Consider the following 11344-nt stretch of genomic DNA (forward strand, 5'->3'; position numbering starts at 1 on the left):
ATGCGGGCCCTGGACGCCGAAAGACATCAGACTAGATCGCCAGCATGACCGTCGCGTGGCTGCACGCGCCCGCATCGATGGTCCGAAGGAACTATGCCGCCCGCCGCCCGAGCATCGCCCACAGCAGGCAACCGGCGCCCAGCGTGCCGAAGCCGAACATCCATGCAAGCGGGACGGTCGCGCCGCCGCCGAGATCGAGCGCGGCACCGAACACCAGCGGCGCGACGAAGCCGGCGCCGAAGCCGCCCAGCGAGTACAGCGCCATCGCCGCGCCGCGCTGCGCCACCGGCGCGGCGTGCACCAGCCCTGCGGTGAGAGAGGCCGAGTCGGCCATCACGGTCACGTTGTACAGCGACAGCAGGATGAGCAGCAGCCACCACGGTCCGCCGGCCGCGGCCCCGGCGACCCAGCACATGAGGCCCGACGCGATCATCATCCAGACGATCCAGCGCTGGCGTCCGAAGCGGCTGGCCGCCTCGTTGCCCAGTATGCTGGCGGGCTGCCCCAGCAGCATGACCAGCGCCGCCGCCTCGGTCGGCGCGAGCCGGGGCGTGCTTGCCGACAGCGTCCAGCCAAAGGCGATGAAGGCGACCAGCCAGGAACGCAGGCCGAACAGTTCCCAGCAATGCACGGCATAGCCGCTGACCAGGCTGCGCACGCGCGGATGCGCCAGCACCGGGCCGAAGCGCGGCAGCCAGTGCGCTTCGTGCGCGGCCGGCGGCGCAACATGGGTGACGTTCAGCCAGACGAGCGCGGCGGCGAGCAGCGGGCCGATGGCCATCAGCGCCACCGCGATGTGCCAGCCGAGATGGCGGCCGAGCACGCCGGCCAGCAGCAGCGCGGCGCTGGTGCCGATGCCGAAGCTCGACGTGTAGAAGGCGATGTGACGGGTACCGGCGTCGTGCGGCACGCGGTCGGCCAGCACGCGCAGGCCGGGCATGTAACAGCCCGCCAGCCCGGCGCCGCTGAGCGCCTGGAAGAAAGCCGCGCTCCACAGCCCGTGCGCGGCGAAGGCGAAGCCGATCATGCCGAGCGCCATCAGCAGGTTGGACAGCACGAACACGAGGCGCGCGTCGACGCGGTCCGTGGCGCCTGACAGGAAGGGCACGGCCACCATGTAGCCAAAGAAGAAGGCGCCGCCGATGAAGCCGGCTTCGGCGCCGCTGAGCGACCACAGCGCCGACAGTTCGGTCAGGAAGGACGGGTAGGCGGCGAGGCTGGTCATGCCCAGCACCTCGGCCGCGCACATCAGCAGCGTAAGGCGCGCGGTGCTGCCGGTGCGCACGCTCACTCGTCGCGCGACTTCAGCCAGGCCGCCTTCTGGCGGGCGCGCCCGGCCTTCTTGTCGGTACGCGCGTGCTCGCCGCCCTTGCGCATCAGCGCCGCCGTGGCCAGCGGGTTGCGCGGCTTCAAGGTGCGCCGCTTGCTGCTCAGCCGGGCAGCCGACTTCTCGTTCATCGCCGACCTCCGCGCTCGAACTTGATGATGGCGCGACCGTCTTCGGTCTGCTTCGGCTCGCCGCGCCAGGCGTGTCCGTAGATGATTTCCATGGTTGCCGGCAGACGGCCGTCGTCGAGCCTGCGCAGCAGCGCCGCGTCGAGCCGGGACCTCGCGCGCGGCGTCAGCAGCCCGCGCGGGCGCGTTGCCAGCGCACCGAAACTGCCGGTGTCGGCGAGATCGCGATAGAGATCGGCCGGCGACGCGAAGGTGAGCGTGATGTGCTCCATGTCCATCACCGGCTCGGCAAAGCCGGCCTCGACCAGCATGTCGCCCACGTCGTGCATGTCGATGAAGCGGTGCACGCGGCCGTGCAGGCCGGCCTCGACCAGCGCTGCGCGCAATTCCTGCAGCGTGTCCGGGCCCAGCATCGAGAACATGAACAGGCCGCCAACGCGCAGCGTGCGCTGCACCTCGCGCAATGCGACCGGCAGATCGGGCAGCCAGTGCAGCGCCATGTTGGACCACACCATATCGTGGCTGCGCGGAGCGATCGGCAGCTGCGCGATGTCGGCCTGCACGACTGCGGTCTGGCTGCCGCCCAGCACGCCGGGCAGCCAGCGGCGCCAGCGCGGCGTGCGGGTGGCCGCGTGTGCCAGCATCGCCGCCGAACGGTCGAGACCGGTCATCAGTGCGTCGGGATAGCGCGCGCGCAAGGGCTGCAGGTCGGCGCCGCTGCCGCAGCCCAGATCGAGCAGGCGATGCGGTTTCAGCGTGACCAGATCGAGCCGCTCGGCCATCCGGCGGGCGACTTCCCGGTGCAGCACCGCGGCGCTGTCGAAACGACCGGCGGCACGCTCGAAGCCGCGTGCGACTGCACGGGCGTCGAGCGCAAAGTCTGGCGGTACGGAAGAGGTCATCGCCACCTCCCGCGGCATCAGACGACCCTCCTGTCGCTGCGCGACACCTCCCCGAGGGAGGGCTTAGCGCCTTCGGGCGGCCGAGCGGCGCTCACGTCGAACGGATACCCAGCCGCTCGAACAGACGGCGATCGTTCTCTGCCTGCGGATTGCCGGTGGTGAGCAGCTTGTCGCCGTAGAAGATCGAATTGGCGCCGGCGAGGAAGCACATCGCCTGCATTTCGTCGCTCATCAGTTCGCGCCCGGCCGACAGGCGGACATAGCTCTTCGGCATCGTGATGCGGGCGGCGGCGATGGTGCGCACGAACTCGAACGGATCGAGATCCGGCGTATCGGCCAGCGGCGTGCCTTCGACCTTGACCAGATTGTTGATCGGCACCGATTCCGGCGGCGTGTCCATCGACGCCAGCGTGGCGATCAGGCCGGCGCGCGCGCGGCGCGATTCGCCCATGCCGACGATGCCGCCGCAGCACACGTTCATGCCCGCTTCGCGCACCGCTTCGAGCGTGTCGAAACGGTCTTCCTGGGTGCGCGTGCCGATCACCTCGCCGTAGTAGTCGGGCGCGGTGTCGATGTTGTGGTTGTAGTAGTCGAGGCCGGCTTCCTTCAGCTTCTCGGCCTGGCCCTCGCGCAGCAGGCCCAGCGTGGCGCAGGTCTGCAGGCCGAGGCCCTTCACCGCCGAAATCATCTCGGCCACCTTCTCGACATCGCGGTCCTTCGGACCACGCCAGGCCGCGCCCATGCAGAAGCGGGTAGCGCCTGCATCCTTCGCGGCACGGGCCGCTTCGAGCACTTCGTCGATCGGCATCAGCTCCTGGCTGGTGACGCCGGTGTCGTAGCGCACCGACTGCGGGCAGTAGCCGCAGTCCTCCGGACAGCCGCCGGTCTTGATCGACAGCAGCGTGGACCGCTGGATGGCATTGGCATCGAAGTTCTCGCGATGTACCGTCTGTGCGCGGAACATCAGATCGGCAAACGGCAGTTCGTACAGCGCCTCGACCTGTTCGGTGGTCCAGCGCTGGGGCGCTTGCGAACGGGAGGATGGCGGCAGATGGATGACCTGGGTGTGCATGAGTACAAGACGGGCGCACGCGAATGCGTCAGAACGGCGAAGCCGCCATTTTCTTCGAAAACAGGCCCTTCATGTTGCAGCGCGTGATCGGCGGCACGGCGCGCCGTGTCCTTGACCTGCTGCTGCCGCAGGACTGCAGGCTGTGCGGCCTGCCTGCCGGCAAGGCGCTGCTGTGTGACGGCTGCCGCGACGAGCTGCCGCGACTGCCGGCGGCGCACTGCCCGGTGTGCGCGCTGCCGGTGCCGACGGCACAGGTGTGCGGCCGCTGTCTGAAGCATCCGCCAGCCTTCGACGCGACGCTGGCCGTGTGGGCCTACGCCGAGCCGGCCGACGGGCTGATCCACGCGTTGAAGTTCCGCGCCCAGCTGCCGCTGGCCGGGCTGTTCGCCGATGCGCTGCTGGCGCTGGGCCTGCCACCGGCCGACCTGCTGCTGGCGATGCCGCTGCATCCGCGGCGGCTGGCCGAACGCGGTTTCAACCAGTCGGTCGAGATCGGCCGCCTGCTGGCTCGACGTGCGCAGCTGCGCTTCGACGCCTTCGGCCTGGAGCGCCTGCACGACACGCCACCGCAGCGCGACCTCGCGTGGTCGCAGCGCAGGCGCAACGTACGCGGCGCCTTCGCGCTGCACGCCGAGGTCGCCGGGCTGCATGTCGCGGTGATCGACGACGTGCTCACCACCGGCGCCAGCCTGCACGAGGTCGCCCGCGTGCTGAAGGCGGGCGGCGCGCTGACGGTGACCAATCTGGTGCTGGCGCGCACGCCGAAGCTGCGCGGCCCGCGATTCAATGGCAACAGACCCTAGCGCGCCTCGTTCGCCTGCTGGAAGTAGTCGATGAAGGCGCGCAGGCGTTCCGGCATCTGCGCCCGGCTCGGGAAATACAGGTGTATCGCCGACATCGGCATCGCGACATCGGTCAGCACGGCACGCAGCGTGCCGCGCGCGAGATCGTCGGCGACCAGCGAATCCAGCGTCTGCACCATACCCAGGCCGCGGCGCGCCAGATCGATTTCGGCTTCGGCGTCGTTGACGATGTAGCGACCATCGACCTCGACCTCGAGCGGCCGGCCGTCGCGCTGGAATATCCAGCGCATCGTGCGACCGCTCGACGCGTAACGGTAGCGCACGCATTCGTGGCGGCCGAGATCGTCCACCGACTGCGGCGGCGGCCGCTGCGCCAGATAGTCCGGCGCGGCGACGGTGATCATGCGGTTGGGCCCGCCGATGCGCACCGCCACCATGTCGGCCTCTATCGTGTCGGTCAGGCGCATGCCGGCGTCGAAGCGCTCGGCCACGATGTCGGCCAGCCCGTCGTCCAGCGCCAGTTCCAGCTGCACATCCGGATGACGCACCGCGAATCCGGCCAGATGCGGCGCGATCAGCACGCGATAGGCCGGGCGCGGCATATTGATGCGCAGCGTGCCGGTGACCCGCCCCTGCGACTGGGCCAGGCTGTCCAGCGCCGCGCCCAGTTCATCCAGCCCGACGCGCACGCCGTCGTAGAAGCGCTCGCCCTCTTCGGTCAGCGACACGCTGCGCGTCGTGCGGGTGAGCAGTCGCACGCCCAGCCGCTGTTCCAGCGTGCGCACGCTCTGTGACAGCGCCGATGCCGACACGCCCAGTTCGGCCGCCGCACGGGTGAAGCTCGCATGCCGTGCCACGCACTCGAAAGCGCTCAGCGCCGGCAGCATGGCGGGCTCCAGTTTGAAGTTCTGCTTCATATGGCTTGAAAGATTACCCCGTCGATCTAAAAAAACAAAGCGACTATGTTTCGCACTGTGTCGTGCGAAAGCGCGGGCACACCCCGCCCCGGTCAACGAGCGCGACGACGCCTCGCCCCGATGCGCCGCCTTTGATTCGCCCGCGGGTTTCCGCAGTACGGAGGTATCCCCATGAACATCATTGCCCCCAGCACGGGCCTGAGCCGACGCAGCTTCCTGAAGCTGGGCGCGGCCGCCGGTGGCGGCCTGCTGATCGAACTGAACCTGCCGGGCGCACGTGCGCTGGCCGCAGAGGACGCACGCTTCGAACCGAACGCCTTCATCCGCATCGGCCGCGACGGCGTGGTCACTCTGGTGATGCATAAGGTCGAAATGGGCCAGGGCACCTACACCGCCATCCCGCAGCTGATTGCCGAAGAACTCGACGTGCCGCTGGACGCGGTGAAGCTGGAACACGCGCCGCCGGACCCGAAGTACGCCGACCCCATCATCGGCGCCCAGATCACCGGCGGCTCGACCTCGATACGCGGCGCCTGGAAACCGATGCGCGAAGCGGGCGCGACCGCGCGCACGCTGCTGGTCCAGGCGGCGGCGAAGAAGTGGAATACCGACGCCGCCAGGCTCACCACCCGCGACGGCACGGTGATCGACGCAGCCGGCGGACGCCGCGCCGGCTACGGCGAACTGGTGGATATCGCCGCCACGCTGCCGGTGCCCACGGCCGTAACGCTGAAGGACCCGAAGGACTTCCGCCTGGTCGGCAAGCCGGTGCGCCGCATCGACGCCGCCGGCAAGGTGAACGGCAGCGCACGCTTCGGCATCGACGTCGTACTGCCCGGCATGAAGGTGGCCACCGTCGCCGCCTCGCCGGTGTTCGGCGGCACGCTGGCCGGTGTCGACGACGCGGCCGCGCAGAAGGTGAAAGGCGTGCGCCAGGTGGTGAAGCTGGACAACGCGGTGGCCGTCGTCGCCGACCACATGTGGGCCGCCAAGCAGGGCCTCGCCGCCTGTGCGCCGCGCTGGAAGGACGGCGCACACGCCAAGCTCGACACCGCGCAGATCTTCGCTCACCTCGAAAAGTCGTCCGAAGGTCCGGGCGCCATCGCCCACAGGGCCGGCGACGCGGCGACCGCGATGAAGACCGGCGCCCGCCGCGTCGACGCCATTTACCGCCAGCCCATGCTGGCGCACGCGACGATGGAGCCGATCAACTGCACGGTCGACCTGAAGGCCGATGGCCTGGACGTCTGGGTCGGCACCCAGGTGCCGGGCATCGCGCAGGCGGTGGCCGCGCAGACCGCCGGCCTGAAGCCCGAGCAGGTACGCATCCACAACCATCTGCTGGGCGGCGGTTTCGGCCGTCGGCTCGAAGTCGATTTCATCGCCCAGGCGGTGGCCATCGGCAAGCAGGTGCGCGGCCCGGTCAAGGTCGTATGGACGCGCGAGGAGGACATCCAGCACGACATGTATCGCCCGCCCTATCTCGACCGCATCAGCGCAGCGGTCGATGCGAAGGGCATGCCGGTGGCGTGGACGCACCGCATCGCCGGCTCGTCCATCATGGCCCGCTTCTTCCCGCCGGCCTTCAAGGACGGCGTCGATCCGGACGCGGTCGATGGTGCGGTCGAACTGCCTTACGCGATCCCGGCGATGCAAGTCGAGTACCAGCAGGTCGAGCCGCCGGCGGTACCGACCGCCTTCTGGCGCGGCGTCGGGCCGACCCGCAACGGCTTCGTGGTCGAGGGCTTCATCGACGAACTCGCCGCGGCCGCCGGACAGGACCCGGTGGCCTACCGCCGCGCGCTGGTCAAGGACGCCCGCACGCGCGCCGTGCTCGATCTGGCGGCGGAGAGGTCCGGCTGGGGCACGCCGCTGAAGGCCGCCGCCGGTACGCGCGCCGGCCGTGGCATTGCACTGATGCACGTGTTCGGCAGCCGTGTCGCCCAGGTGGCCGAAGTCGAGGTGAATACCGACAACGAGGTGCGCGTACGCCGTGTCACCTGTGTCATCGACTGCGGCTTCGCGGTCAATCCGCTCACCGTCGCCGCACAGATGGAGGGCGGCATCATGTTCGGCCTCACCGCTGCGCTGTGGAACGAGATCACGCTGGCTGACGGCCGCGTTCAGCAGAGCAATTTCCACGACGTGCGCATGATGCGGATGAACGAAGCGCCGCGGATCGACGTCCACATCGTGCCCAGCGCCGAAGCGCCGGGCGGCGTCGGCGAACCCGGCACCTCGGTGGCGATTCCGGCCGTGGTGAACGCGGTGTTCGCCGCCACCGGCCAGCGCGTGCGCACGCTGCCGATCGCCGGGCAGTTGAAGACCACCTGATTTCCGTTTGAACTGCGGGCACCGCCCGCGCATTCCAACCACCACCGGCGGCCCGACCGCCATCGATGAGGGCTCAACCATGGCAACGATCAATCTGAATGGCCGCGACGTCGCGGTCGACCTGCCCGACGACACCCCGCTGCTGTGGGCGCTGCGCGACGGCCTGAACATGACCGGCACCAAGTTCGGCTGCGGCATCGCCATGTGCGGCGCCTGTACGGTGCACGTCGACGGCCAGGCTACGCGCTCCTGCGTGACGCCGATCTCGGCCGTCGCCGGCAAGAAGATCACCACCATCGAATCGGTCGGCGAAGCCAAGGTCGGCGCTGCCGTGCAGGCCGCCTGGCAGAAGCTGGACGTGGTGCAGTGTGGCTACTGCCAGTCCGGCCAGATCATGTCGGCCACCGCGCTGCTCGCTTCGAACCCGAAGCCGTCCGACGCCGACATCGACGCCGCGATGAGCGGCAACGTGTGCCGCTGCGCCACCTATGTCCGCATCCGCGCGGCCATCCACGAAGCCGCCAAGTCACTGGCCTGAGGAGCGCACAGATGAATTTCCGCATCGAGAATGCATTCCAGACCACCCGCCGCGGCTTCCTCAAGGGCGGCGCCGGGCTGGCACTCGCCATCGTCGCGCCGACCGTTGCACTGGCCGAGGTCGGCGGTCCCGGTCACGCCGGCAGCGCGATGGTCGACGGCGAGTTCTCGCCGAACGCCTTCCTGCGCATCGGCACCGACGGCACGGTCACCGTGGTGTCGAAGCACCTCGAAATGGGTCAGGGCGTGTACACCGGCCTGGCCACGCTGGTCGCTGAGGAGCTGGATGCCGACTGGTCGCGCGTGACGGTCGAGGGCGCGCCGGCCGACGCCAAGCGCTACAGCAACCTGTTCTGGAAGGCGCAGGGCACCGGCGGCAGCACGGCCATCGCCAACTCCTACGAACAGATGCGCCGCGCCGGCGCCACCGCGCGCGCCATGCTGGTGTCCGCCGCCGCACAGCAGTGGAAGGTGCCGGCGTCGCAGATCACGGTGAAGAACGGCGTCGTGTCGCACGCCGCCAGTGGCCGCAAGGCCGGCTTCGGCGAACTGGCCGAGGCGGCGGCGCAACTGCCGGTGCCGGCCAACGTGAAGCTGAAGAATCCGAAGGACTTCACGCTGATCGGTCGCAGCGCACCGCGCGTGGACAGCGTCGCCAAGACCACCGGCCGCGCCACCTTCACCCAGGACGTGAAGCTGCCGGGCATGCTGGTCGCCGTGGTCGCCCACCCGCCGCGCTTCGGCGGCCGGGTGAAGTCGGTCGACGACAAAGCGGCCCGCGCGATCAAGGGCGTGAATGACGTCGTCGTCATCCCGAACGGTGTGGCGGTGCTCGCATCCGACTACTGGACCGCGAAGAAGGGCCGCGACGCGCTGAAGGTCGAATGGGACGAGGCGCAGGCCTTCCGCGGCAGCAGCGACGCCATCGTCGCCGACTACCGCGAACGCGCGAAGACGCCCGGGCTGAACGCACGCAACGACGGCAACGCCGAGGCCGCGCTGGCCAAGGCGGGCACGGTGATCGAGGCGGAATACGTGTTCCCCTACCTGGCGCACGCGTCGATGGAGCCGCTGAACTGCGTCATGAAGCTGGAGAACGGTGAATGCGAGGTGTGGAACGGCGAACAGCTGCACACGGTCGATCAGTTCTCGCTCGCCAAGACGCTGGGCATCGAAGCCGACCGCGTGAAGCTGAACATGGTGTATGCCGGCGGCAGCTTCGGCCGCCGCGCCAACCCGCAGTCGGACTACCTGCTCGAAACCGCGCAGATCGTGAAGGCGATCAACGGCCGCGCGCCGGTCAAGCTGGTGTGGAGCCGTGAGGACGACATGCGCGGCGGCTTCTATCGCCCGATCTACCTGCACCGCGTGCGCGCCGCGCTCGACGCCAAGGGCATGCCGGTCGCCTGGCAGCAGCGCATCGTCGGCCAGTCCATCATCGCCGGTTCGCCGTTCGAACCGATGCTGGTCAAGGACGGCGTCGACATCACCTCGGTCGAGGGCGCGTCCACGCTGCCCTACGCCATTCCCAATCTGAACGTGGACCTGCACACCACCAACGCTGACGTGAAGGTGCCGGTGCAGTGGTGGCGTTCGGTCGGCTCGACCCATACCGCCTACGCGACCGAACTGTTCATCGACGAGCTGGCGCTGAACGCCGGCAAGGATCCGGTCGCCTACCGCATGGCGCTGCTGAAGAAGCACCCGCGCCACGCCGGCGTGCTCAAGCTGGCCGCCGACAAGGCCGGCTGGAACAAGCCGCTGGCGCCGGCCGCCGACGGTGCGAAGCGCGGCCGCGGCGTCGCCGTGCATGAATCGTTCAACAGCTTCGTCGCCGAGGTGGTCGAGGTGACAGTGCAGAAGGACGGCAGCTTCAAGGTCGACCGCGTGGTCTGCGCCGTCGATTGCGGCGTGGTCGTTAACCCGGACGTGGTGAAGGCGCAGATGGAAGGCGGCATCGGCTACGCGCTGGCCGCCGCGCTGACCGGCTCGATCACGCTGAAGGACGGCGTGGTCGAACAGTCCAACTTCAACGACTACCCGGTGCTGCGCATCAACGAAATGCCCAAGGTCGAGGTGCATATCGTGAAGTCGGCCGCCGCGCCCACCGGTGTCGGCGAACCGGGCGTGCCGCCGCTGGCCCCGGCACTGGCGAGCGCGCTGCGTGCGGCGACCGGCAAGGTGATCCACACGCTGCCGATCGGCGAACAGCTGCAGGCCTGACCGGCGCATCGCCCCCGCGGGCGGCCGCGCACGCGCGCCGCCCGCGTCATGAAGGAATGACATATGGACAGCCTTGATCTCGAAGTACTGACCCGCGCCCGCGACTGGTTGCGCGACGGCCACCACGTCATGCTGGCGACCGTGGTGCGCACCTGGGGCTCGTCGCCGCGCCCGCCCGGCGCGCTGCTGGCGCTGCGCGACGACGGCCGCGCGGTCGGTTCGGTGTCCGGCGGCTGCATCGAGGACGACCTCATCTACCGGCTGCGCCGCGACGGCCTGCCGACCGAGGCGCACTCGGTCAGCTACGGCGTCACCGCCGACGAGGCACGCCGCTTCGGGCTGCCCTGCGGTGGCACGCTGCAACTGGTGCTGGAACCGCTGGCCGACGCCGGCGCGCTGGACGATCTGCTGACGCGACTGGGTCGCGGCGAACTGCTGACACGCCGCCTCGATCTGGCCAGCGGCCGCGCCACGCTGCACGCCGGCCACGCCGACCAGGCGCTGCATTTCGACGGCCACACGCTGATCAGCGTGTTCGGCCCACGCTACCGACTGCTGCTGATCGGTGCCGGCCAGCTGTCGAGCAGCCTCGCGCGCATCGCCAGTTCGCTCGATTTCGCGGTCACCGTGTGCGACCCGCGCGAGGAGTACAGCGAAGAGTGGGCGGTACCGGGCACGACGCTGACGCGCGACATGCCGGACGACGTGGTGATGGCGATGCAGCCGGACGCGCGCACCGCGGTGATCGCGCTGACGCACGACCCGAAGCTGGACGATCTGGCGCTGATGGAGGCACTGAAGTCGCCCGCCTTCTACGTCGCCGCACTTGGCTCGCGCCGCAACAACGACGTGCGCCGCGAACGGCTGAAGGAATTCGACCTCAGCGAGGCACAGATCGACCGCCTGCGCGGTCCGGCCGGTCTGTACATCGGCAGCCGCACGCCGGCCGAGATCGCGGTGTCGATCGCCGCCGAACTGGTGGCGATGAAGAACGGCGCCGCCGCCGACAGTCTGTTGAACGTGCGCGACGCCAAGGCCGCGCTCGACATCGCGGCCGACACGCTGTCGTCGTGCACGCTCGGTCCGAACTGAATCTCGGGG

Annotated in this window: 10 protein-coding genes; 5 read left to right on the forward strand and 5 right to left on the reverse strand. The window is 69.5% G+C overall.

All coding sequences use genetic code 11. The features are described 5' to 3' along the window. Positions 1-91 precede the first annotated feature (91 nt). The 4 genes from IV112_RS14555 to bioB form a co-directional block, all read right to left on the reverse strand. Positions 92-1291, reverse strand: coding sequence for an MFS transporter (locus IV112_RS14555; protein ID WP_304004407.1), 1200 nt, complete (start codon positions 1289-1291; stop codon positions 92-94). Further along, on the reverse strand, positions 1288-1458 hold the full coding sequence (locus tag IV112_RS14560) for a hypothetical protein (RefSeq protein ID WP_304004409.1): 171 nt from the start codon (positions 1456-1458) through the stop codon (positions 1288-1290). Before IV112_RS14560 ends, IV112_RS14555 begins: the two co-directional genes overlap by 4 nt. Further along, the gene (locus tag IV112_RS14565; protein WP_304004411.1) at positions 1455-2357 is read right to left on the reverse strand and encodes a methyltransferase domain-containing protein; all 903 of its coding nucleotides are present in this window, start codon (positions 2355-2357) and stop codon (positions 1455-1457) included. The genes IV112_RS14560 and IV112_RS14565 overlap by 4 nt, the downstream gene beginning before the upstream one ends. Before the next feature lie 91 nt (positions 2358-2448). Continuing rightward, entirely contained in the window at positions 2449-3429 is a 981-nt protein-coding gene (gene bioB / locus IV112_RS14570; protein WP_304004413.1) for a biotin synthase BioB, read from the reverse strand. 23 nt (positions 3430-3452) lie between these two features. Between bioB and IV112_RS14575 the strand changes: the two genes are divergently transcribed. Beyond that, positions 3453-4232 carry a ComF family protein gene (locus IV112_RS14575; RefSeq protein ID WP_304004415.1) on the forward strand — a complete coding sequence of 260 codons (780 nt, stop codon included), beginning with the start codon at positions 3453-3455 and terminating at the stop codon, positions 4230-4232. Here IV112_RS14575 and IV112_RS14580 read toward each other — a convergent pair. Beyond that, positions 4229-5149 (reverse strand): LysR family transcriptional regulator, encoded by a 921-nt coding sequence (locus IV112_RS14580; protein ID WP_304004417.1) that lies wholly within the window; start codon positions 5147-5149, stop codon positions 4229-4231. The genes IV112_RS14575 and IV112_RS14580 overlap by 4 nt on opposite strands. Before the next feature lie 171 nt (positions 5150-5320). On the opposite strand from IV112_RS14580, the gene IV112_RS14585 reads away from it, so the two are divergent. The 4 genes from IV112_RS14585 (at position 5321) to IV112_RS14600 (ending at position 11335) form a co-directional block, all read left to right on the forward strand. After that, entirely contained in the window at positions 5321-7483 is a 2163-nt protein-coding gene (locus tag IV112_RS14585; protein WP_304004419.1) for a xanthine dehydrogenase family protein molybdopterin-binding subunit, read from the forward strand. Positions 7484-7562: 79 nt separating this feature from the next. Then, on the forward strand, positions 7563-8021 hold the full coding sequence (locus IV112_RS14590) for a (2Fe-2S)-binding protein (RefSeq protein ID WP_304004421.1): 459 nt from the start codon (positions 7563-7565) through the stop codon (positions 8019-8021). 11 nt (positions 8022-8032) lie between these two features. Then, positions 8033-10243, forward strand: a complete 2211-nt coding sequence (locus IV112_RS14595) for a xanthine dehydrogenase family protein molybdopterin-binding subunit (protein WP_304004423.1) — start codon at positions 8033-8035, stop codon at positions 10241-10243. A gap of 63 nt (positions 10244-10306) precedes the next feature. Continuing rightward, on the forward strand, positions 10307-11335 hold the full coding sequence (locus tag IV112_RS14600; RefSeq protein ID WP_304004425.1) for an XdhC family protein: 1029 nt from the start codon (positions 10307-10309) through the stop codon (positions 11333-11335). The last annotated feature ends 9 nt before the right edge of the window (positions 11336-11344 follow it).

Source organism: Methyloversatilis discipulorum (assembly GCF_018780585.1).
Lineage (GTDB): Bacteria > Pseudomonadota > Gammaproteobacteria > Burkholderiales > Rhodocyclaceae > Methyloversatilis > Methyloversatilis discipulorum_B.

Coding starts and splice junctions, on each gene's coding strand:
- IV112_RS14560 (WP_304004409.1), bottom strand. CDS start 1,458: ATGAACGAGAAGTCGGCTGCCCGGCTGAGCAGCAAGCGGCGCACCTTG.
- IV112_RS14565 (WP_304004411.1), bottom strand. CDS start 2,357: ATGACCTCTTCCGTACCGCCAGACTTTGCGCTCGACGCCCGTGCAGTC.
- bioB (WP_304004413.1), bottom strand. CDS start 3,429: ATGCACACCCAGGTCATCCATCTGCCGCCATCCTCCCGTTCGCAAGCG.
- IV112_RS14575 (WP_304004415.1), top strand. CDS start 3,453: ATGCGTCAGAACGGCGAAGCCGCCATTTTCTTCGAAAACAGGCCCTTC.
- IV112_RS14580 (WP_304004417.1), bottom strand. CDS start 5,149: ATGAAGCAGAACTTCAAACTGGAGCCCGCCATGCTGCCGGCGCTGAGC.
- IV112_RS14585 (WP_304004419.1), top strand. CDS start 5,321: ATGAACATCATTGCCCCCAGCACGGGCCTGAGCCGACGCAGCTTCCTG.
- IV112_RS14590 (WP_304004421.1), top strand. CDS start 7,563: ATGGCAACGATCAATCTGAATGGCCGCGACGTCGCGGTCGACCTGCCC.
- IV112_RS14595 (WP_304004423.1), top strand. CDS start 8,033: ATGAATTTCCGCATCGAGAATGCATTCCAGACCACCCGCCGCGGCTTC.
- IV112_RS14600 (WP_304004425.1), top strand. CDS start 10,307: ATGGACAGCCTTGATCTCGAAGTACTGACCCGCGCCCGCGACTGGTTG.